This window comes from Cellulomonas sp. P4_A2 (genome assembly GCF_056402515.1).
This window is the reverse complement of the sequence record NZ_JBFUHG010000007.1, coordinates 259,208-278,807: the sequence shown is the minus strand read 5'-3', so window position 1 is coordinate 278,807 and position 19,600 is coordinate 259,208. Positions and strand designations below refer to the sequence as shown.

At 72.2% G+C, this 19,600-nt stretch carries 23 protein-coding genes and 1 tRNA gene; 13 read left to right on the top strand and 11 right to left on the bottom strand.

Annotation, left to right across the window (positions count from 1 at the left end):
- The gene (locus AC1DUE_RS09790) at positions 1 to 1,224 is read right to left on the bottom strand and encodes an AI-2E family transporter (protein ID WP_477039208.1); all 1,224 of its coding nucleotides are present in this window, start codon (positions 1,222 to 1,224) and stop codon (positions 1 to 3) included.
- Between the two features lie 140 nt (positions 1,225 to 1,364).
- Here AC1DUE_RS09790 and AC1DUE_RS09785 point away from each other — a divergent pair.
- A tRNA-Leu gene (locus AC1DUE_RS09785) sits at positions 1,365 to 1,447 on the top strand.
- Between the two features lie 176 nt (positions 1,448 to 1,623).
- On the opposite strand, the gene AC1DUE_RS09780 is transcribed toward AC1DUE_RS09785, so the two are convergent.
- Positions 1,624 to 2,490, bottom strand: coding sequence for an aminoglycoside phosphotransferase family protein (locus AC1DUE_RS09780; RefSeq protein ID WP_477039283.1), 867 nt, complete (start codon positions 2,488 to 2,490; stop codon positions 1,624 to 1,626).
- 221 nt (positions 2,491 to 2,711) lie between these two features.
- On the opposite strand from AC1DUE_RS09780, the gene AC1DUE_RS09775 reads away from it, so the two are divergent.
- On the top strand, positions 2,712 to 3,128 hold the full coding sequence (locus tag AC1DUE_RS09775; RefSeq protein WP_477039207.1) for a GNAT family N-acetyltransferase: 417 nt from the start codon (positions 2,712 to 2,714) through the stop codon (positions 3,126 to 3,128).
- Between the two features lie 9 nt (positions 3,129 to 3,137).
- Here the strand turns inward: AC1DUE_RS09775 and AC1DUE_RS09770 are convergent, their stop codons facing one another.
- The gene (locus AC1DUE_RS09770) at positions 3,138 to 3,752 is read right to left on the bottom strand and encodes a dihydrofolate reductase family protein (protein ID WP_477039206.1); all 615 of its coding nucleotides are present in this window, start codon (positions 3,750 to 3,752) and stop codon (positions 3,138 to 3,140) included.
- A gap of 143 nt (positions 3,753 to 3,895) precedes the next feature.
- Here AC1DUE_RS09770 and AC1DUE_RS09765 point away from each other — a divergent pair, with 143 nt between their 5' ends.
- A complete protein-coding gene (locus tag AC1DUE_RS09765; RefSeq protein ID WP_477039205.1) occupies positions 3,896 to 4,051 on the top strand; it encodes a hypothetical protein in 156 nt (51 codons plus the stop codon).
- Here AC1DUE_RS09765 and AC1DUE_RS09760 read toward each other — a convergent pair.
- Positions 4,008 to 4,964, bottom strand: a complete 957-nt coding sequence (locus tag AC1DUE_RS09760; protein WP_477039204.1) for a glycoside hydrolase family 113 — start codon at positions 4,962 to 4,964, stop codon at positions 4,008 to 4,010. The genes AC1DUE_RS09765 and AC1DUE_RS09760 overlap by 44 nt on opposite strands.
- A gap of 105 nt (positions 4,965 to 5,069) precedes the next feature.
- Here AC1DUE_RS09760 and AC1DUE_RS09755 point away from each other — a divergent pair, with 105 nt between their 5' ends.
- Entirely contained in the window at positions 5,070 to 5,489 is a 420-nt protein-coding gene (locus tag AC1DUE_RS09755; protein ID WP_477039282.1) for a ChaB family protein, read from the top strand.
- Positions 5,486 to 5,776, top strand: a complete 291-nt coding sequence (locus AC1DUE_RS09750) for a YciI family protein (protein ID WP_477039203.1) — start codon at positions 5,486 to 5,488, stop codon at positions 5,774 to 5,776. The genes AC1DUE_RS09755 and AC1DUE_RS09750 overlap by 4 nt, the downstream gene beginning before the upstream one ends.
- Here AC1DUE_RS09750 and AC1DUE_RS09745 read toward each other — a convergent pair.
- The 4 genes from AC1DUE_RS09745 to AC1DUE_RS09730 form a co-directional block, all read right to left on the bottom strand.
- Entirely contained in the window at positions 5,773 to 6,138 is a 366-nt protein-coding gene (locus AC1DUE_RS09745; RefSeq protein WP_477039202.1) for a cupin domain-containing protein, read from the bottom strand. The genes AC1DUE_RS09750 and AC1DUE_RS09745 overlap by 4 nt on opposite strands.
- Positions 6,139 to 6,311: 173 nt before the next feature.
- On the bottom strand, positions 6,312 to 7,649 hold the full coding sequence (locus AC1DUE_RS09740) for a DNA polymerase IV (RefSeq protein ID WP_477039201.1): 1,338 nt from the start codon (positions 7,647 to 7,649) through the stop codon (positions 6,312 to 6,314).
- A 42-nt stretch (positions 7,650 to 7,691) separates the two neighbouring features.
- Entirely contained in the window at positions 7,692 to 8,405 is a 714-nt protein-coding gene (locus AC1DUE_RS09735; RefSeq protein WP_477039200.1) for an alpha/beta fold hydrolase, read from the bottom strand.
- 36 nt (positions 8,406 to 8,441) lie between these two features.
- Positions 8,442 to 9,353 carry a matrixin family metalloprotease gene (locus AC1DUE_RS09730; RefSeq protein ID WP_477039199.1) on the bottom strand — a complete coding sequence of 304 codons (912 nt, stop codon included), beginning with the start codon at positions 9,351 to 9,353 and terminating at the stop codon, positions 8,442 to 8,444.
- A gap of 131 nt (positions 9,354 to 9,484) precedes the next feature.
- Between AC1DUE_RS09730 and AC1DUE_RS09725 the strand changes: the two genes are divergently transcribed.
- On the top strand, positions 9,485 to 10,396 hold the full coding sequence (locus tag AC1DUE_RS09725; RefSeq protein ID WP_477039198.1) for an aminoglycoside phosphotransferase family protein: 912 nt from the start codon (positions 9,485 to 9,487) through the stop codon (positions 10,394 to 10,396).
- On the opposite strand, the gene AC1DUE_RS09720 is transcribed toward AC1DUE_RS09725, so the two are convergent.
- The gene (locus AC1DUE_RS09720; RefSeq protein ID WP_477039197.1) at positions 10,393 to 10,887 is read right to left on the bottom strand and encodes an Lrp/AsnC family transcriptional regulator; all 495 of its coding nucleotides are present in this window, start codon (positions 10,885 to 10,887) and stop codon (positions 10,393 to 10,395) included. The two genes, AC1DUE_RS09725 and AC1DUE_RS09720, sit on opposite strands and share 4 nt — an antisense overlap.
- Before the next feature lie 131 nt (positions 10,888 to 11,018).
- On the opposite strand from AC1DUE_RS09720, the gene ald reads away from it, so the two are divergent.
- The 5 genes from ald to AC1DUE_RS09695 all read left to right on the top strand — a co-directional run bounded on the left by ald (position 11,019) and on the right by AC1DUE_RS09695 (position 16,994).
- Positions 11,019 to 12,125 carry an alanine dehydrogenase gene (ald, locus tag AC1DUE_RS09715; protein WP_477039196.1) on the top strand — a complete coding sequence of 369 codons (1,107 nt, stop codon included), beginning with the start codon at positions 11,019 to 11,021 and terminating at the stop codon, positions 12,123 to 12,125.
- Between the two features lie 16 nt (positions 12,126 to 12,141).
- Positions 12,142 to 13,179, top strand: coding sequence for an NAD-dependent epimerase/dehydratase family protein (locus AC1DUE_RS09710; protein ID WP_477039195.1), 1,038 nt, complete (start codon positions 12,142 to 12,144; stop codon positions 13,177 to 13,179).
- Positions 13,148 to 15,229, top strand: a complete 2,082-nt coding sequence (locus tag AC1DUE_RS09705) for a M3 family metallopeptidase (protein WP_477039281.1) — start codon at positions 13,148 to 13,150, stop codon at positions 15,227 to 15,229. Before AC1DUE_RS09710 ends, AC1DUE_RS09705 begins: the two co-directional genes overlap by 32 nt.
- Positions 15,230 to 15,251: 22 nt before the next feature.
- Entirely contained in the window at positions 15,252 to 16,574 is a 1,323-nt protein-coding gene (locus AC1DUE_RS09700) for a M20/M25/M40 family metallo-hydrolase (RefSeq protein WP_477039194.1), read from the top strand.
- Positions 16,575 to 16,649: 75 nt separating this feature from the next.
- Complete coding sequence (locus AC1DUE_RS09695) at positions 16,650 to 16,994, top strand: hypothetical protein (protein WP_477039193.1); 345 nt, start codon at positions 16,650 to 16,652, stop codon at positions 16,992 to 16,994.
- Position 16,995: 1 nt separating this feature from the next.
- Here AC1DUE_RS09695 and AC1DUE_RS09690 read toward each other — a convergent pair whose 3' ends face one another.
- Complete coding sequence (locus AC1DUE_RS09690) at positions 16,996 to 17,250, bottom strand: DUF5703 family protein (protein ID WP_477039192.1); 255 nt, start codon at positions 17,248 to 17,250, stop codon at positions 16,996 to 16,998.
- 111 nt (positions 17,251 to 17,361) lie between these two features.
- Between AC1DUE_RS09690 and AC1DUE_RS09685 the strand changes: the two genes are divergently transcribed.
- Positions 17,362 to 17,649: a primosomal protein gene (locus tag AC1DUE_RS09685; RefSeq protein ID WP_477039191.1), complete on the top strand. Its 288-nt coding sequence runs from the start codon at positions 17,362 to 17,364 to the stop codon at positions 17,647 to 17,649.
- 8 nt (positions 17,650 to 17,657) lie between these two features.
- Here AC1DUE_RS09685 and AC1DUE_RS09680 read toward each other — a convergent pair whose 3' ends face one another.
- The gene (locus AC1DUE_RS09680; protein ID WP_477039190.1) at positions 17,658 to 18,617 is read right to left on the bottom strand and encodes an aldo/keto reductase; all 960 of its coding nucleotides are present in this window, start codon (positions 18,615 to 18,617) and stop codon (positions 17,658 to 17,660) included.
- A gap of 78 nt (positions 18,618 to 18,695) precedes the next feature.
- Between AC1DUE_RS09680 and uppP the strand changes: the two genes are divergently transcribed.
- Positions 18,696 to 19,580 carry an undecaprenyl-diphosphatase UppP gene (uppP, locus tag AC1DUE_RS09675; RefSeq protein WP_477039280.1) on the top strand — a complete coding sequence of 295 codons (885 nt, stop codon included), beginning with the start codon at positions 18,696 to 18,698 and terminating at the stop codon, positions 19,578 to 19,580.
- Positions 19,581 to 19,600: the final 20 nt, after the last annotated feature.

Sequence of the window (19,600 nt, the reverse complement as noted above, 5' to 3'; positions counted from 1 at the left end):
TCACCCTTCGGCGACCGGCTCCTTGTCCTCGATCGACTCGACCTCGTCCACGGGCTCGACGTCGTCGTCCGCCTCGTCCTCCTCCATCGGAGGATCGAGCGTCCTCAGCCGGGAGAAGATCGCCCAGCAGACCGCGACGAACGGCACGGCGATGACGGCGCCGAGGAGACCGAAGGACAACGTCCCGGCCGTCACGGACAGGGCGATGACCACGGGATGCAGCCGGACCTGTCTGCCCATGATGAACGGCTGGAAGATGTGGCCTTCCAGCTGCCCGATCGCGGCGATGCCGATGGTGACGAACACGGCCGACCAGAAGCCGTTGGCGGCCAGGGCCACGATCGCAGCGATGACCATCGCCAAGGGCGCACCGATCAGCGGGATGAACGCGCCGATGATGACCAGCACAGCGAGTGGTGCCGCGAGCGGCACGTGCAGGACGAGCAGGAGGATGAACGCCAGGATGCCGTCCGTGAGGGCGATGAGCACCGTGCCGCGGGTGTACCCGGAGAACGTGTACCACCCGGCCCCGGCGGCGGCGATCCACGTCTCGCGGACCCGGGACGGCAGCTGGTTGAGGAACCACGTCCACATCTGCCTGCCCCGCGCCAGGAAGAACGCCGTGCAGAAGATGGCCAGGGCGAGCGCGGTGAACACCTCGACCACGGAGCCGGCACCCGCGGCGGCCTGACCCGCCAGGTCGCCCGCATGGTCCTGCACCCACTTCTGGCCGTTGTTGATCCACTCGGCGATCTGCTCGTTGGTGATGGTGAACGGCAGCTTCCCGCTCTCCAGGAAGTCGGTGATCTGGGTGAGCCCGTTGCCGAACTGCTTGGTGAGGTCGGTCCACTGGTTGGCCACGGAGTACGCGACGTAGGCGAGCAGCCCGATGAAGACGAAGAACCCGCCGAAGATCGCCAGCGCAGTCGAGAGGCCACGGGGCAGGAACCGGCTGAGGAAGTCGACGATCGGTCGGAGCACCGCGGTGAACACGAAGGCGATGAACAGCGCGACGAAGAGCAGCATCACCTTCCCGACGACGAAGAAGATGAGCGCCACCATCACCAGGACGACGAGCAACCGCCACGAGACGCCGGCCGAGTTGCGCAGCCAGCGCGGGGCCGTGTGCTCGACGCCGTACACGGCGGGGTTGCGTCGCGCACCTGCCACCTTGCGCGCGGCCGGGCCCGGTGCACGCCCCGGCGTCTGGCTCGCGTCCGTCATCAGGCTCCCTGCGTCGTCGGCACCCCTGTCGCTGCCACGCGCACAGTCTGCACCGGGTGGCCGATGCATGCCTGCCAGCCGCGCCGTGCTATCTTTTCTGCCGCACCTGAGGGCGCCTCCGGGTGTCTCACGGTCCACCTGTCCGGGTGGCGGAATGGCAGACGCGCTAGCTTGAGGTGCTAGTGCCCTAACGGGCGTGGGGGTTCAAGTCCCCCTCCGGACACTCGTTGAGACAGCGAGCATGAGGGCTCTGACCTGCGGAAACGCCGGGTCAGAGCCTTTCGTGTTCGCCCGAGGACCACCGCAGCCGTGCAGGCATGTCTGCAGGGCGTCCGCGGCACCACACCCGGGGAACCGTGAGTTTCGCAGCGTTCACTCGCTGACGACCCGGCTCCACGCTTACCGGGGTAGCACGGCGTCGAGCAGTCGGCCGCATCGTCGGGGATCCTCGGTCAGCCCGTGCTCGAGGCACCACAGGAGGTACGACGCCGCGCGATAGAGCACCCACGCCCGCGCGCGTCGCTCGTCGAGCCCGGCGATGTCGACGACCGTCCGCAGATGCCCCAGAACCTCATGGGAGTCGGCCATCTCGTCGATTCGGCTCCACAGCACGCGCGCGAGGTCGCACTCGATGTCGCCGCGCAAGAGGACCGGATCGACCACCAGCCATGTTTCCCGCGAACCTGCCAGAACCTGGCCCGCATGCAGGTCCGCATTGGCCGCGAGGTCGGAGCTGGTTGCGCTGAGCAGGTCGGCTGCCTCTTCGGCGGCATGGAACTGCGCCAGCGTGGCGTGGCGCCCTGCCCCTGCGGAGTGCCACGCCGCGACGAGCGTCGCGCGTTCCTCGAGGGGTCGCTGCGTGGTCGACGGCACGTGGGCGGGCGCCGGGCGCGCGAGTCGCAGCATCGTTCGGGCGAGAACGGGGATCGCGTCGTCGAGCGGGAGAGAGGACAGCGAACGCCGGGCGTCCAGGCGTTCGAGGAGCAGCGCACCCGCGGGCACGTCGACATCAACCAGCGTCACGGTCCCGCGACCGTCCCAGAACCGCAGAGCCTCCACCAGAGCCGAGAGATCGTCGCCTGGTGGAGTCATTCGCAGTGCCAGGGCGTCGTCCCCACGTGGACCTCCTCGAACCGGCACCACGATCGCGTTGGACCCGTGCAGGGGAAGACCGTCGACCTGCAGGCCCCACACCTCGCACTGGGCGTCGACCAGGCCCGGCAGGCCGTCCAGCCACTCCGTCGCGCCACGCCACCAGCGCGGCATCGCTCGGAACGACGGGGGCACGCTGATCACCAAGCCACGCTAACGGGCACGGACACCGGATCGCAGTCGGTGGACGATGGGAGGAACGGCGGCTCGACGTGCGCGTGGGTCGGTCAAGGTGGCGTCGCGCTCGCGCCCTCACCGGCGTGCCTGCTCGTTCGTCCTCGCGCGCTCGAGAGAAATCGCAGGAACGTCGGCTCCGCGACGGCGAGACTCGCACGATGACCACCAGCGAACCGGACAGCGTGACCTACGAGTGGCGTGGCTCGTTCACCAACGACGAGGCCAACGCCCTGCACGCGGAGGCGTTCGAGCACCACCCGTCCGACGACGACTGGAGCGACCGGCTCGCCCGCCTCAGCCTCGGCTGGGTCGTCGCCCGGGACCGCGACGGCATGGTCGGCTTCGTCAACGTCATCTGGGACGGGCTCGAGCACGCGTTCATCGAGGACACGTCGGTCGCTCTGCGCGCTCGCCGACGAGGGATCGGGGTCCGACTGATCGAGGTCGCGCGCGAGCACGCAGCCGCTGCCGGGTGCGCGTGGTTGCACGTCGACTTCGACGACGACCTGCGCACCTTCTACCTCGACGCGTGCGGTTTCACCCCGACGAGCGCCGGCCTGATGCGGCTGCGCTGAGCCCGGCGCCTATGCGTCGGCCGCGCCGGGGACCTTGTCGGTGACGTCCTCGTACGCGGCGTCGTTCGGCAGTGCGCCCGGCGCGTAGATCAGGCGGACGACGCCGGTCGGGAAGACGTCCGAGCGCAGCAGCGTGAGCGGGTAGATGGGCTCGCCCTCGTCGAAGAGGCGCTCGCCCTTGCGCGCGGCGACGGGGTGCACCAGCAGGCGGAGCTCGTCGAGGAGACCGGCGGCCAGCAGCTGGCGGACCACCGAGACCGAGCCGGCGACGAGGATCTTCCCGGGCGCCTTCTTCAGCTCGGCGACGGCGGCGACGAGCTCGCCGTCGACCTTCTCGACGTTGCGCCAGCCGAGGTCCTGCGAGCCCCGGGTTGCGACGACCTTGCGCATGTCGCCGAGCCGCGCCGCGAACGAGGCGTCCTCGCCGCCGGCGGCCTCCCGGTCGGGCCAGGCGCCGGCGAAGCTGTCGTAGGTGACGCGCCCCAGGAGGAGGACGTCGACGTCCTCGTAGTCCTCGGTCACCGCGGCGCCCATGTTCGCGTCGAAGTACGGGAAGTGCCATGTCGGGTCGATCTCGATGACGCCGTCGAGAGAGCTGAACAGGGTGGAGACGATCGTCGCCATGAGGTCCTCCGTGGGTCGTCGGCCGGGACGCGGCTCGGCGGAGCCGCAGGTGGGAAGCACTCTTGTGCCCGCCGCGCGAGCGGGCCTACGTTGAAAGTACCGCCGCCGGACGTCGGTCCGCGGCTGCAGCGAAGCAGGCATCCATGTCCTCCGCGCTCTCCACGCTCGGCCGCTCGCCGTACGGCTCGTCGACGGCGAACCTGGCCACCGACCACTCGGCCGTGCTCGTGCCCGTCCAGCTCAGCCTGACCGGCCTCAGCCCCGGCGGGCCACCTGCTGCGCGTACGCGTCGCGGATGACCGTCTCGGCGGCCTTGCCGAACACGGAGTAGTCGGCGTCGCCGGCCGCGGCAGACTCGTCGTACACCCGTGCCGGCCAGTCCCAGAGCATGAAGCCGCGCACCCAGTCCCGCCGCGCGCACGCACCGAACGCGGCCTCGTACCAGTCGACCTGCGCCTGCTGCGACGGCTCGCCCTGCAGGGTCCAGTCGTTGGGGATGGCGGGGGAGCCCTCGCGGCTCGGGCAGCCCGCCTCCATGAAGAAGAACGGCTTCCCGAACTTCGTGACCACCGGTTCGATGCGGTCGAGCTGGTTCTCCCAGTCGTCGACCGGGTAGTAGCCGGACGACGAGATGACGTCGACCGCGTCCCACCAGGTGACGTGGTCCTCCTGGTACTTGTCGCAGTTGTAGGTGAGCACCCCGTCGTAGACCGCCCGCACCTGCGCGATCAGCGACCGCCACTCGGCCTCGCGGCGGTCCGTCTGCACCATCTCGCACCCGATGCAGAGCATCTCCACGCCCTCCTGCGCGGCGATGCGCGCGTGGTGGACGATGAACTCGGTGTAGCTGGCGAACCAGTGCGACCACTTGGGCTCGGGCGGCACCTCGATGTCGAAGAAGTTGATGTGTGCGCGCCAGGTGCCGTCGGCCACGTTGACCACGGGCTTCAGGACGACCTTCAGGCCCCGTGCCTTGGCCGCGCGGACCGCCCAGCGGACCTCGTCGTCCGTGACGGTGGGCTCGTCGCGGAAGTGGATCTCGGTGGACTGCGCCGTGTCCTGCAGAGCCGCGAACGTGATCGCGGTCCACGTCACGCCGAGCCGTTCGACCATCAGGTCCATCGACCGTTCGGCCTCGGCGTCCGCCCACGTGCCGCGCACGCCGGTCCAGCCCCAGGTCATGCCTGCCACGTAGGTGTCGTCGGTGATCACGAACCCCACCCTACGACTTACTTCGGCAATTGAACAAAGTGTCCCCTGGAGTCGCGGGCGGACGCCCGCGGCGTGACGATCGAGGTCCGACGACGGGAGGCGACCATGCCCAAGACCGCGAGGTCCGGTGCTGCCAGGCAGAGCGAGCTGCCGGCCACCTTGCAGCGATCCGACGAGAAGGCGCAGCGCACCTACGCCCACGCGTACGACGCAGCGATCGAGCAGTACGACGGTGACGAGGAGGCCGCTCACCGGGTCGCGTTCGCCGCGCTCAAGCACACGCACGAGAAGGTCGGCGACAGCTGGCGCCCCAAGGAGCACAACGGCCCGAGCGACGAGCGTGCCGAGGAGGGCTACGGGTCGACGGCCCCGACGGCCGGGGGTGTCGACGCGAACGCGTCGAAGGCGCACCTGTACGACGTCGCCAAGGAGCTCGACATCGCGGGCCGGTCGTCGATGACCAAGGACGAGCTGGTCGGGGCGATCGAGAGGGAGAACGACCGACGCAGCCGGCGCGCGACGTGATGTTCCTGGTCGGGCTGCGGCGGTCCGGACCGCTCTGGCAGCCGGGTGTCCCGTTGGAGGAGCAGTCCGGCTGGACGCAGCACGCCGCGTTCATGGACGGGCTCGTGGCCTCGGGCTTCGTGGTGCTCGGAGGGCCGTTGGCCGACGAGGTCCGCGTCGTCGAGGCGATCGAGGCGGACTCGGCCGACGCCGTGCGCGAGGTGCTCGCGGCCGACCCGTGGAGCGGGTCGCACCTGGTCGTCGACGCCGTCGAGCCCTGGACGATCCGGCTGGACGGCCGCCGCTAGTCGCCGAGGTCGCGCAGCGGCGACGTCCGCTCGCCGCCGGCGTCGCCGGTGTTCACCGTGCCCGCCGGCTCGACCAGCAGGGCGCACACCTCGCCGTCGGCCCTCGGGCAGTGCTCGACGCCCTTCGGCACCACGTAGACGTCCTGCGGGCCGAGCTCGACGTCGCCGTCGCGCAGCTGGATGGTGAGGCGCCCGGAGACCACCAGGAAGAGCTCGTCGGTGTCCGGGTGGCTGTGCCAGACGAACTCGCCGTCGAGCTTGACCACCTTGACGTCGTAGTCGTTGACCGTGGCCAGGCGGTGGGGCTGCCAGGGCTGGGTGATCGTGTCGAGCGCGGTCTGGATGTTGCGCACCGGAGGCATCCGTCGAGCCTAGGTCGGCGGCTGCGCGCAGTCACCCGTCCGCGTGCCGAAAGCCGCCCGAGATCCCAGCTCGGTGCGCGTGCTCGAGGGTGTGGCGCAGACCGTCACGGACGCGGGGCGCTCCTGCGCCGCAGGCACCGTCTGAGCAGTCGTCGCGCCGGGCGCCGCCGAGCCTAGGACGGCTCCAGCGCGACGAGCGGCGGGACGAGCATCAGCGGCTCCGCGTCCAGGTCGAGCACCTGGGAGCGCGCCGGAGGGGTGTCGACGGACTCGAACCGGACCGTCGCCTCGCGGCCGCGCACGTGCACGACCCAGCCTCGGCCGCGGGTCGGGTGCTCGATGTCGAGACCGGGGCGGGCGTTCTCCTCGGTGAGCGGTCGCGACTGGCTCGGGTCCTCGGCCGGAAGGTCGAGCGGTTCCGGCTCGACGTCGAGGTCGTCGGCGTCCCAGGGGAGCGTCAGCTGGGCGTGCGCCGAGAGGTTGTGGAACGAGACCCCGAGCAGCCGCACGGAGTCGGTGAGGCCGGCGGCGAGCGCCGCCTGGTGGGCCGCCGCGCGCAGCTCGGCAGGCTCCGCGGAGGGCTGCGGGAGCGTGATCGACCGGGTGAGCGTCGTGAAGTCCGCGAACCGCACCTTGGCGACGACGGTCCGCGCGCCCCCGCCATGCGCGGTGAGCCGGCGCAGCGCCTCGTCGGTCACCGCGTCGATGGCGGTGGTGATGGCGTCGCGGCCGAAGATGTCGGCGGCGAACGTGCGCTCGGCGCCCACCGACTTGCGCTCTGCTCCCACCGTCACCGGCCGGGGGTCGATGCCACGGGCCAGACGGTAGAGGTTCGCCCCCGACGACTCGCCGACCGTCATGGTCAGGACGTCGAGCGGCTGGCGTCGCAGGTCCGCGACGGTCCGGGCGTCGAGCCGTTCGAGCGCCGCCGCCGTCGCCGGCCCGATGCCCGGCACGGCGCGCACGGGCAGGGGCAGGAGGAACGCGTCCTCGTCGGCAGGCTCCACGAGCCGGAGCCCGTCGGGCTTGGCGGCCTCCGAGGCGAGCTTGGCGACGAGCTTGGTCCGGCCGATCCCGATCGACACCGCGAGCCCGGTCAGGGCCCGGATCCGTGCGCGGACGTCGGCCGCCGCACCCGACGGGTCGTCGGCGAAGGTTCCGTCCTCCAGGTCGACGAACGCCTCGTCGATGCTCAGCTGCTCGACCACCGGCGAGAGGGTCGCGAGCTCGGCCATGATCGCGCGCGAGTACGCGCTGTAGGCCTCGAAGCGAGGGAACAGGACGGCCGCCGCCGGTGCGAGGCGTCGCGCCCGGCTCATCGGCATCGCCGACCGCGCGCCCGCCTGCCGTGCCTCGTACGACGCGGTCGAGACGACCCCACGCGGACCGGTGCCGCCGACCAGCACGGGCTTGCCCCGCAGCGAGGGCTTGTCGCGCTGCTCGACCGCCGCGAAGAACGAGTCGGCGTCGGCGTGCAGCACGGTCGCACGGGTGCGCAGGCGGTCGACCACGGGCCTACTCTGCCCGGTCACCGACCGAGCCAGCGACATGCGTCAGGCGATGGCGAACGAGTCGCGCGACCGCAGCTCGTGCAGGGCGTTGAGCAGCACCCGGTTGAACGCGACGGGCGCGTGCGCGTTGACGTCGTGACCGGCACGCGGGACGACCGTCAGGCGCGTGCCGGGACGGGCCTCGAGGTAGCGGCGCTCGTCGAGGCGCAGCGGGTCGCGGCTGCCGTTGACCAGCCAGACCGGGACGGCGGTGCGGCGCAGGTCGGCGAGCGGGGAGTAGCCGGCGAGCGAGGTGAGCATGTCGGTGACGACGTGCCAGGAGCCGCCGCGCGGACGCAGGGTGCGGGCCACGAGATGGGCGACCCGTCGGTAGGCGCTGACGGGCTTGCCTTTGATCTCGGTGGAGCAGCCCGCCAGGACGACGCCGGCGATCTTCGTCTCGTGCTCACGGGTGTACGCCAGGCTCGCATAGCCGCCGAGGGAGAGCCCGACCAGCAGCGGGGGCTCGGAGCAGCTGTCGACGGCGCCGTCGATCGCGTCGAGCGCACCGGCCAGGCTGAACCGCTCCCCGGTGCGTGTGCCGTGCCCCGGCAGGTCGATGGCGATCGTCCGGTGACCGGACCGCTCCAGCGCGTCGACCTGTCGTCGCCAGATCGCCGACGACGTCCGTGTGCCGTGGACGAGGACGATCGGGCGACGGTGGATGGCGTGCTCCTTGCGTCGGGAGGCCGACCGGACGGTCGGGGCCTCTGGCAAGGTAATCGGCTCTCCTGGGAGTTTCGTGAGAGAGACTCAGAGCTGGGGCGCGCAGGAACCCGTCCCGAGCGCGGCGAGGCCCGCAAGATCACCCGGCTGGAACGTGGTGACGGCGGGCGAGGCGCGGGGGTACATGAGCTGGTTCGGGTCCTCGACGTGGTCGAGCCCGACGACGTGCCCGAGCTCGTGCGTGATCACGCCGTAGGCGCTGGTGGTGCCGCTCGGGGTGGCGAGCAGCTCCGCGAACCCGGGTCCGTCGAGGGTGACCGACCCGGTGACGTAGACGGACAGCCCCGCTCGCGTGACGGGGGCGGAGCCGCCGATCCCCACGGTGTCGCCGGCCAGCGCCGGGGTCTCCTCGGGCGTCGACCAGGCCACGAGCACCGGCGCCCAACGCTTCCCGTAGAGCTCGGGCTCGTAGGCGTCGCGGTCGACGTTCGGCGCCTCCTGCGTCAGCCCGTCGTCGACGAACACCAGCCCGGTCGCGGCCGACACCCGCGCGACCGCGGTGGCGATCAGCTCCGCGCCGTTGGCGGGACCGCCGTCGGGACGCACGACGTAGTGGATCGGTCGGCACGGGCTCCACGCGACGGGGCCGCTGCCGTCGGGCTGCATCGCTGCGAACGTGTGGTTGCCGGTCGCCAGCATGGTCTCGGGCGGCGGGGTGCCGAGAGGGGTCGCGGCTTCCTCGAAACCGGCCGGCGGGACGGAGCTCTGGCCGATCGACCACAGGCGTCCGGTGAGGACCGCCGCAGCCGCGACGAGGACGACCATCGACAGCACGAACCCGCGGCGAGGGCCGCGACGCACCCGCACCGGAGGACCCAGGAACCGGATCCCGAACTCGTCCTCGAGCGGGGTCCGAGGAGTGGGGACCAGCGACGTCCGGGGCCCGTTCCCGCGCGCGTCGACCCACGGGTCGAACCCGTGCGGGTCTCCACCGCTCACCCGTGCCTCCTGGTCGTACGCCCCCGGAGGCGCTCCGCGTCGAGTGCACCGGTCCCGCAGAGGATCGCACACGGCCCGAACCGGCCGCGAGCGCCCGCGAAGGGGGCCGGAGCCGTCGGTAGCCTCGTCGAATGCGTGCTCCGGAGGTCCCTGCGAACGTGCGCGACGGGGTCGGACGGACTCCCGACGGCGCCGCGTGGCTGTCGAGGCTGCCGGACCTGGTCACCCGTTCGGCGCAACGCTGGGGACTGGTCCTGGGTCGCCCGTTCGAGGCGGGCGCATCCGGTTGGACGGCGCCCGGGCGGGACCACGACGGGCGGGACGTGGTGCTCAAGATCGTGTTCCCGCACGACGAGGCGCGCGACGAGGCGGCGGGGCTGCGCGCCTGGCACGGCCACGGCGCCCCGGAGCTGATCGACCACGACCCCGACGACTGGGCGCTCCTGCTGGAGCGGGTCGTGCCGGGCACCCCGCTGGCCGACAGCGTGGCCAGTCCCGCGGACCAGCTGGTGACGGGCGCGCTCGTGGCGCGGACCCTGCACGAGGCGCCCGGGACGTCGGCGTTGGCGGTGGCCTCGATGGTCGACGTGTGCGCGGCCTGGGCCGACGTCCTCGAGCGGCGGGCCGACCGGCACGGTGTCGACGTGGGCACCGCCGCCGCGCTGCTGCGGACGCTCCCGGGCGGGGTTCCCGGGGTCGTCGTGCACGGCGACCTCAACCCGGGCAACCTCCTGCAGTCGGGTAGCGGTACCGCCTCCTTCGTCGCCATCGACCCGAAGCCGATGCGCGGGGACCCGGCCTACGACCCGTGGCCGCTGCTGGAGCAGGTGGACGACCCGTTCCGGCACGACGACGCGGTGCTCGCCGAGCGGGTGGCCCTCGTCGCCGAGCATCTCGGGACCGATCCGTGGCGCATCGCGGCCTGGGGGACGGCACGGGCCACGGAGTCGGCGCTGTGGACGTGGGACGCGCTGGGCGACGAGCGCGGTGCCCGCGAGGGCCTCGACCGGGCGCGGGCGTGGGCGCGGGTGGCGGGTCTCTAGAGCGCGGCGGTGCCCGGTGCGTGGACGTGCTCGAACACGAGGCTCGTCTGCGTGTGCGCCACCTCGGGGCGCGTGCTCAGGTGCTCCAGGACGAACCTGCGCAGCTCGGGGGAGTCGCGGACCGCGACGTGCACCAGGACGTCGTCGACACCCGCGAGCAGGTAGACGTCGCGCACCTCGGGACGCTGCGCCAGGCGGTGCGCGACCTCCGAGAGCCGGGAGCGAGCGGCAGCCTGCAGCCGGACCGCGATCATCGCCTGCAGCCCGCGTCCGACGGCCTCGGGATCCACCTGGGCGTGGAAGCCGCGCAGCACTCCGGAGTCCCGCAGGGCCCGCACGCGGGCGTGGCACGTCGACGGCGCCACCCCGACGAGGGCGGCCAGCTCCTTGTTCGAGATGCGCCCGTCGCGCTCGAGCTCACGCAGGAGGTCGCGGTCGATGTCGTCGAGCACCGGCGCCGGGCCGAACGTCGTTCGGTCAGAATCGGCCACACGTCGGACTGGAGAATCGGATGCGGACATGACGGCAATCTAGCGAATCTTCTGCCGTTGTCATCTGGCTGTGACACAGGAAGTTCAGACTGGTCGAGTCAGTTTCGACGCACCCGGACGGAGCCCCACCGATGAAGGTCGGCATCCCCAGCGAGGTCAAGAACCGCGAGTACCGCGTGGCCATCACGCCCGCCGGCGTGCACCACCTGGTCGCGTCGGGGCACGAGGTCATCGTCCAGGCGGGAGCGGGGGTCGGCTCCGCGATCAGCGACGAGGACTACCTGGCGGCCGGCGCCGCGGTCGTCGGCGACGCCGCGGAGGTCTGGGCGCGCGCGGACCTCGTCTGCAAGGTCAAGGAACCGGTCGCCTCGGAGTACGGGTTCCTGCGCGACGACCTCGTGCTGTTCACGTACCTGCACCTCGCGGCCGACCGCCCCGGCACGGACGCGCTGCTGGCCGCCGGGACCACGTCGATCGCCTACGAGACGGTCCAGCTCCCCGACGGGACGCTGCCTCTGCTGGCGCCCATGAGCGAGGTCGCGGGCCGGTTGTCCACCCAGGTCGGCGCCTACCACCTGATGAAGAACGAGGGCGGCTCGGGGGTCCTGCTGGGCGGGGTCCCGGGGGTCGACGCCGCCAAGGTCGTCGTCCTCGGTGGCGGGGTCGTCGGGCGGCACGCGGCCGAGATCGCGGTCGGCATGCGGGCGGACGTCGCGGTCCTCGACCTCTCGCTGCCGCGGCTGCGCGAGACCGACACCGTCTTCGGTGGACGCGTGCGCACCGTGGCGTCCAGCGCGTACGCCGTCGAGCGCGAGGTGCTCGATGCGGACCTCGTGATCGGCGCCGTCCTGGTCACCGGGGCCCGGGCGCCGAGGCTGGTCACCAACGAGCTGGTCTCGCGGATGAAGCCGGGATCGGTGCTCGTCGACGTCGCCGTGGACCAGGGCGGCTGCTTCGAGGACACGCGCGCGACGACGCACGACGACCCGACGTTCGTCGTGCACGGGTCGGTCTTCTACTGCGTGGCCAACATGCCCGGCGCGGTCCCGGTGACGTCCACGAGGGCGCTGACCAACGTGACCCTGCCGTACCTGTCCGCGCTCGCGGACCTCGGATGGGAGGGGGCGMCGGCCGCGCKGCCGKCGCKCGGGGCGGGCCTGACCACGCACGCGGGAACGCTGCGCAACAGTGCCGTGGCGCAGGCCCACGGCTACGAGGTGGCGCTGACGTCCCGCTGACGTAGCGTCGGCTCTCATGGCGACTGCTCTGGTGATCGGCGGCGGCGGTCAGATCGGCCGGACGGCCGTCCCGGCGCTGCTCGCGGACGGCTGGGACGTGCGGGTGCTCGCACGGCACGCCCCGCCGCTGGAGGGTGTCGAGCCGGTGCTGGGCGACCGGTCCGACCCGGAGGCCGTGGACCGCGCGCTCGGCACGGGCGTCGACGTCGTCGTCGACGTCGTCGCCTACGACGACCGCCAGGCCGAGCCGCTGCTGGGGCGTCGGGACCGGATCGGCTCCGCGATCGTCGTCTCGAGCGCGGCGGTCTACGTCGACGAGCACCAGATGGGCTTCGAGTCGGAGGTCTTCGGCACGTTCCCGGTGCCGATCACCGAGGACCAGCCGACCGTGGACCCCGGCCACGACTCCTACGCCACCGGCAAGGTCGCCCTCGAGCAGGCGTGGCTCGCGTCCGAGGTCCCGACGACGATCCTGCGCCCGGGCGCGATCCACGGCCCCGGCKGCCGGCAGCCGCGCGAGTGGACGTTCGTCAAGCGTGCGCTGGACGGGCGCGACGTGCGCGTGCTGGCCTACGACGGCGAGAGCCGCTTCCACACCACGTCGACCGCCGTCCTGGCGGAGCTGGTGCGGCTCGCGGCGGCCCGGCCCGGCCACCGCGTGCTCAACGCGGTCGACCCGGAGGCGCTCACGGTCGAGGAGATCGCCCGGACGATCGACGCGGTCATGGGCGCGACCTCGCGCATCGTCCGGGTACCGGGCGAGCCGTCCAAGGACGTCGGGCTCACCCCGTGGGCGGTGCCGACGCCGCTGGTGCTCGACATGGGCGCGGCCTCGCGCGAGCTCGGCTACCTGGCGCCGGGCGGCTACGCGGAGACGGTCGGCGCGTGCGTCACGTGGCTCGTCGAGGAGGCGGCGCGCACCGACTGGCGCGAGGCGTTCCCCGGCTTCGGCCGGATGGAGGCGATGGGTGACTTCTTCGCCTACGACGCCGAGGACGAATTCCTTTCCGGCGTCGGCCATGATGAACGCCATGACGACCGATCTCGCCGCTGACAACCCGTTCGCCACCACGTCGACGCTGCCGTACGGCCTGCCCGACCACGCGCGCATCCGTGAGGAGCACTACCGACCCGCCCTGCTCGCGGGCATGACCGAGCAGCGCGCCGAGATCGAGGCGATCGCGACGAACCCCGACGCGCCCACCGTCGAGAACACGCTGGAGGCGCTCGAGCGCTCCGGTCGCCTCCTGCAGCGCGCCGCGGTGTCGTTCTTCAACCAGTCCAGCTCGGACTCTTCGCCCGGCCTCGACGCGATCGAGGAGGAGATCTCCCCGCTGCTCGCCGCGCACCACGACGCGATCTACCTGGACCCGCGCCTGTTCGCGCGCGTCGAGGCCCTCCGGGAGTCGGCCACCGACCTCGAGCCCGACACCGCGTGGCTCCTCGAGCGCACGCACATCCAGTTCGTCCGCTCGGGCGTGGGTCTCGACGAGGCCTCGCAGGACCGCCTGCGCGTCCTGAACGGCGAGATCAACTCGCTCGAGACCGCGTTCGGCCGCGACCTGCTGGCGGCGACCAACGCCGCGGCCGTCCTGGTGACCGACGAGGGCGAGCTCGACGGGCTCGCCGAGGACGCGCGGGTCGCCGCGGCGAAGGCAGCCCGCGACCGCGGCATCGAGGACGGCTGGCTCCTCGAGCTCGAGCTGCCGACCCAGCAGGCGCCGCTCACGTCGCTGACCGACCGCGCCGTGCGCGAGCGGGTGTTCCGCGCGTCGATCACGCGCGGCACCGCGGGCGACGACCACGACACACGGGCGACGCTGCTCGGCCTGGCCCGCAAGCGCGCCGAGCGCGCCCAGCTGCTCGGGTACGCCCACCACGCGGAGTACGTCGCCGCGGACGCGACCGCCAAGACCGCCGAGGCCGTCGCGGACATCCTCGAGAAGCTCGCCCCGGCCGCCGTGGCCAACGCGAAGGTCGAGGCCGCCGAGCTGGCGGCCGCGCTGGAGGCCGACGAGCCCGGCGCCACGCTGGAGCCGTGGGACTGGGCGTTCTACGCCGAGAAGGTCAAGAAGGAGAAGCGCTCGCTCAGCGAGGACCAGCTGCGCCCGTACCTCGAGCTCGAGCGGGTGCTCGCCGACGGCGTCTTCCGGGCCGCGAACCACCTGTACGGCCTCACGTTCGCCGAGCGGCACGACCTGGTCGGCTACCACCCGGACGTGCGCGTCTTCGAGGTGTTCGACGAGGACGGCACCGGGATCGGCCTGTTCCTCGGCGACTTCTGGACGCGGGAGAGCAAGCGCGGCGGCGCCTGGATGAACAACCTCGTCGACCAGTCGACGCTCCTGGGCGAGCCGGCCGTGGTCGTCAACAACCTCAACATCCCGAAGCCGCCCGAGGGGGAGCCCACGCTCCTGACCTGGGACAACGTGATCACGCTGTTCCACGAGTTCGGTCACGCCCTGCACGGGCTGTTCTCGGCCGTGCGCTGGCCGTCCCAGTCCGGCACCGAGGTGCCGCGCGACTTCGTCGAGTACCCGTCGCAGGTCAACGAGATCTGGGCGTGGGAGCCGTCGATCGTGCGCGCGTTCGCCCTGCACCACGAGACCGGCGAGCCCATGCCGAGCGCCTGGGTGGACACGCTGCTGGCCGCCCGGCAGGACGGCGAGGGCTTCGCGACGACCGAGTACCTGGCCGCCGCGCTGCTCGACCAGGCCTGGTACCGGCTCTCGCCCGACCAGGTCCCGACCGACGTCGCCGAGGTCGAGGCCTTCGAGGCCGCCGCCCTGGAGAAGGCCGGGGTCGCGTTCGCGCCGGTGCCGCCCCGCTACCGGACCTCGTACTTCAACCACATCTTCGGCGGCGGGTACTCGGCGGGCTACTACTCGTACATCTGGTCCGAGGTCCTCGACGCCGACACCGTCGAGTGGTTCCGCGAGAACGGCGGGCTGCAGCGCGCGAACGGGGACGCGTTCCGCGCGAAGCTGCTCTCCCGGGGCGGGTCGGTCGACGCCATGGAGCTGTTCCGCGACCTGCGCGGCCGGGACCCGATCATCGAGCCGCTGCTCGTCCGTCGCGGTCTGGACGCGGCCTCCTCGTCCTGACCGCCCCGGTAGGTTGATCGCCATGCCCACCACGCTTCCCCCCTCGGCCGAGGACGAGGTCGTCGGCATCTGCCGCGACCTCATCCGGATCGACACCTCGAACTACGGTGACGACACCGGTCCGGGGGAGCGGGTCGCGGCGGAGCACGTGATGGGGCTGCTGACCGAGGTCGGGCTCGACCCGGAGCTCTTCGAGAGCGAGCCCGGCCGGTCCAGCGTCGTCGTGCGCCTGGAGGGCTCGGACTCGTCGCGCCCGGCGCTCGTCCTGCACGGGCACCTCGACGTGGTGCCGGCGCGGGCCGACGACTGGTCGGTCGACCCTTTCGGTGCCGAGGAGGTCGACGGCCTCGTCTGGGGCCGCGGCGCCGTGGACATGAAGGACATGGACGCGATGATCCTGGCGGTCGTGCGACAGATGGCCCGGGAGGGCCGTCGCCCCGCACGGGACGTCGTCGTCGCGATGTTCGCCGACGAGGAGGCCGGCGGCGCCAAGGGCGCGCGCTGGGCGGTGGACAACCGCCCGGAGCTGTTCGAGGGCGCGACCGAGGCGATCAGCGAGGTCGGCGGCTTCTCCGTCGACGTCGACGGCCGCCGTGCCTACCTGCTGCAGACCGCCGAGAAGGGCCTGTCGTGGCTGCGGCTCGTCGCCGACGGCCGTGCCGGCCACGGCAGCCAGGTCAACGCCGACAACGCGGTGACGCACCTGGCCGAGGCGGTCGCTCGGCTCGGCCGGCACCCGTGGCCGCTGCAGCTGACGCCCACCGTGCAGGCGCTGCTCGACGGCGTCGGCAAGCTCACCGGCCTGACCTACGACCCCGAGGACCCGGCCGCGATCGACGCCCTCGTGGCGGCCCTGGGACCCGCGTCGAAGTTCGTCGGCGCCACGCTGCGCAACACGACGAACCCCACGCAGCTGACCGCCGGCTACAAGGCGAACGTCATCCCCGGCTCGGCGGAGGCGACCGTCGACGGGCGCTTCCTGCCGGGCCACGAGGAGGAGTTCCTCTCGACCGTGCGCGAGCTGGCCGGCGAGCACGTGACGGTCACGCCGCTGCACCACGACCAGGCGCTCGAGGTGCCGTTCTCGGGCGACCTCGTCGACCGCATGGTCGACGCGCTCGTGGCCGAGGACCCGGACGCCGTGGTGCTGCCCTACACGCTCTCCGGCGGCACGGACAACAAGTCGCTGGCCCGCCTGGGCATCCGCGGCTACGGCTTCGCACCCCTGCGCCTGCCCCCGGAGCTGGACTTCGCCGGCATGTTCCACGGTGTCGACGAGCGCGTGCCCACCGACGCCCTGCGCTTCGGCACCCGCGTGCTCGACCGGCTCCTGCGCGACTGCTGAGCACCAAACCCTTCTCAACTGGCCTCTGCGTGTCGATGGCTAGAGCAAGGGAGTGCCGCGACGAGGGAGTCGGCCATGGACGAGCACACGCACGAGACCGCAGGGCACGAGGACGCTGGCCTGCACCGGGTCGACGAGCGCGAGGTGCGCCTCGCCATGGATCGCCTGGACCTGTCCGACCGGACCCTCAACGTCTACCGGGCCACCGCGTTCCTCACCGCGCTCGGCGTCACCGTCTCGCACGACGACCCGTCGGCGGACCAGACGGACGAGGACGAGCCCGAGGCGACGGCCGGCGACGTGGCGAACCTCATCGAGGTCCAGGGCTGGCTCCGCGAGCGCCGACCCGCGATGACCGTCGAGCAGTTCCGGGAGCGTCGCCGGGTCACGACCTTGCACCGCCGCGCCGCGACCGCGTAGGTCAGTCGAGGCTCGTGGTCTCCGCGAGGGTCGAGCGCACGCGGATGATCTTGCGACGCAGCCAGACCTTGCGCTCCCCGCCCGCGAACAGGAGCGTCCGTGACAGCTCCCAGCGGCCCAGCTCGGCCTGCTCGGTCAGCATGCGGCGTGCGTCGTTCCGGGACACGGTCGCGGGGATCCTGAGCTCGCGGTACTCGTACTGACCGCCTTGCGCGACCCAGTCGGGGCGCTTCGTCCGTGTCTGACCGTTTGCCATCCGTCACCCCATCGCCGCCGTCGTCCGACCTACGCCGCAACTCGAAGTCCTGCCGGTGCCGGGACACCTTACGCGCTCCCATTGTGCCGCGCAGGAGGCTAACGTCGTCGCATGACCGTCGACCCGCGTGCCGCGCTGGACCGCCTGATCGCAGCCCTCGAGGCCCACTACACCGCAGTCGCCTCACCGCACGGCGAGGACGACCCGGCCGTCGACGACGCGTACGACATCCTGGCCGACGCGTTCGAGGTCTACGACGACGCGCTCGGCACCGTGCACGGCGAGGCCACGCCGTTCTACCTCGCCGAGGAGGACGACGACGACGAGGACGACGAGGACGACGACGAGGACTACGACCCCGACGTCGACGCGGACGTCGACGACCTCGCCGAGGCCTGACCCGTCGCCTAGAACCGCTCGGGGTACCCGAGTGCCGGTGCGCTGACCTCGCTCAACGCGCGGCGCAGCTCGTCGGGAAGCTCCAGGTCGAGCGCCGCCAGAGACCCCCGCAGCTGCGTGGCCGTCCGGGCCCCGACGATCGCCGCGGAGATCCCGCGGCTCAGCACCCACGCGAGCGCGACGTCCAGCGGCGTGCGCTCGAGTCCCTCGGCGGCGGTGGCGACCGCCTCGACGACGGCGGCCGACGAGCGCGCCAGGTAGGGCTCGACGAACCCGGCCAGGTGCGGGGACGCCGCACGGGAGTCGGCGGGGATGGTGCGGCGGTACTTGCCGGTCAGCACCCCGCGACCGAGCGGCGACCAGGCGAGCACGCCGATGCCGAGGACGGTCGCGGCGGGCACGACCTCGCGCTCGATCCCGCGCTGCAGCAGCGAGTACTCGGCCTCGACCGCGGTCAGCCCGATCTCGTCCTCGAGCAGGGTCGCCGCGCGGGCGACCTGCCACCCGGCGTGGTTGGACAGGCCGACGTAGCGTGCGCGACCGCTCGTCACGGCGAGTCGCAGCGCCGAGACGGTCTCGTCGAGCGGGGTGCGCGGGTCGGGCGTCTGGACGAGCCAGAGGTCCACGTGGTCGGTGCGCAGCCGGCGCAGCGAGGCGTCCAGCGAGCTCAGCAGGCCACCGCGCGAGGCGTCGATCACGCCGCCGGTGCTCGTCTGCCGGATGCCTGCCTTGGTGCACAGCACCATCTCGTCGCGCGGGACGACGTCGTCGAGCAGCGCGCCGAGCAGCTCCTCGGCGCCGCCGTCGGCGTAGGAGGCCGACGTGTCGATGAGCGTGCCCCCGGCGTCGGCGAAGTCCCGCAGCTGCTCGGAGGCGTCGTGCGCGTCCGTGTCGCGGCTCCACGTCATCGTGCCGAGCCCGAGCCGGGAGACCCGCAGACCGGTCCGGCCCAGGTGGCGCTGTTCCATGAGGCGCAACACTAATCGGCGCGGGCTGCGCACCTGTGGCAACACGGCACGGCTAGGGTTCCGCTCGTGACTTCGGGAATGGGTTTGGGCGAGGCGATCCTTCTGGGGTTCGTGCAGGGGTTGACCGAGTTCCTGCCGATCTCGTCGAGCGCGCACCTGCGGATCGTCGGCGACCTGCTGGGCTCGGACCCGGGTGCGGCGTTCACCGCGATCACGCAGCTGGGCACCGAGACCGCCGTGATCCTGTACTTCCGGCGCGACATCGCGCGGATCTTCCGCGCCTGGTGGTCGGCGCTGCGCGGGTCGCTGGGCACGTCCTGGCGGGCACGCGTCGGCGCACCGGTCGGCGAGCCGTCCGACCACGACGCGCTCATGGCCTGGTACATCGTGCTGGGATCGATCCCGATCGTCGTGCTCGGCCTGCTGTTCCAGGACGCGATCGAGCAGACGTTCCGCAACCTGTGGCTCATCGCGCTCACGCTCGCCGTCTTCGGCCTGCTGCTGGGGTGGGCCGACAAGGTGGGCGCCAAACGGCTGGCGCTGGAGCAGATGTCCGGCCGGAACGCCGTGCAGTTCGGGTTCTGGCAGGCGCTGGCGCTGGTGCCCGGCGTCTCGCGGTCGGGCGGCACGATCACCGGTGGTCTGCTCATGGGCTACACCCGGTCGGCGGCGGCGCGGTACTCGTTCCTGCTGGCCATCCCGGCGGTCTTCGGGTCGGGCCTGTTCCAGCTGGCCAAGAGCCTCGACGGCTTCGGGAAGGACGGCGCCCCCGGGTTCTTCGCGACCCTCGTCGCGACGCTCGTGGCCTTCGTCGTCGGCTATCTCGTCATCATCGTGTTCCTGAAGATCGTCTCGACCTTCAGCTACAAGCCCTTCGTGTACTACCGGCTCGGCCTGGCGGCCCTCGTCGTCCTGCTGCTGCTCACGGGCGTGCTGGAGCCCAACTCGACCGTCGCCGGGTAGGTCCCGTGGTCGTCGTGCCG

Bases quoted from the DNA above. Each gene is read 5' to 3' on its own strand.
- AC1DUE_RS09790 (WP_477039208.1), bottom strand. From the start codon at position 1,224: ATGACGGACGCGAGCCAGACGCCGGGGCGTGCACCGGGCCCGGCCGCG.
- AC1DUE_RS09780 (WP_477039283.1), bottom strand. From the start codon at position 2,490: ATGCCGCGCTGGTGGCGTGGCGCGACGGAGTGGCTGGACGGCCTGCCG.
- AC1DUE_RS09775 (WP_477039207.1), top strand. From the start codon at position 2,712: ATGACCACCAGCGAACCGGACAGCGTGACCTACGAGTGGCGTGGCTCG.
- AC1DUE_RS09770 (WP_477039206.1), bottom strand. From the start codon at position 3,752: ATGGCGACGATCGTCTCCACCCTGTTCAGCTCTCTCGACGGCGTCATC.
- AC1DUE_RS09765 (WP_477039205.1), top strand. From the start codon at position 3,896: ATGTCCTCCGCGCTCTCCACGCTCGGCCGCTCGCCGTACGGCTCGTCG.
- AC1DUE_RS09755 (WP_477039282.1), top strand. From the start codon at position 5,070: ATGCCCAAGACCGCGAGGTCCGGTGCTGCCAGGCAGAGCGAGCTGCCG.
- AC1DUE_RS09745 (WP_477039202.1), bottom strand. From the start codon at position 6,138: ATGCCTCCGGTGCGCAACATCCAGACCGCGCTCGACACGATCACCCAG.
- AC1DUE_RS09725 (WP_477039198.1), top strand. From the start codon at position 9,485: ATGCGTGCTCCGGAGGTCCCTGCGAACGTGCGCGACGGGGTCGGACGG.
- AC1DUE_RS09705 (WP_477039281.1), top strand. From the start codon at position 13,148: ATGAACGCCATGACGACCGATCTCGCCGCTGACAACCCGTTCGCCACC.
- AC1DUE_RS09700 (WP_477039194.1), top strand. From the start codon at position 15,252: ATGCCCACCACGCTTCCCCCCTCGGCCGAGGACGAGGTCGTCGGCATC.
- AC1DUE_RS09695 (WP_477039193.1), top strand. From the start codon at position 16,650: ATGGACGAGCACACGCACGAGACCGCAGGGCACGAGGACGCTGGCCTG.
- AC1DUE_RS09690 (WP_477039192.1), bottom strand. From the start codon at position 17,250: ATGGCAAACGGTCAGACACGGACGAAGCGCCCCGACTGGGTCGCGCAA.
- AC1DUE_RS09685 (WP_477039191.1), top strand. From the start codon at position 17,362: ATGACCGTCGACCCGCGTGCCGCGCTGGACCGCCTGATCGCAGCCCTC.
- AC1DUE_RS09680 (WP_477039190.1), bottom strand. From the start codon at position 18,617: ATGGAACAGCGCCACCTGGGCCGGACCGGTCTGCGGGTCTCCCGGCTC.
- uppP (WP_477039280.1), top strand. From the start codon at position 18,696: ATGGGTTTGGGCGAGGCGATCCTTCTGGGGTTCGTGCAGGGGTTGACC.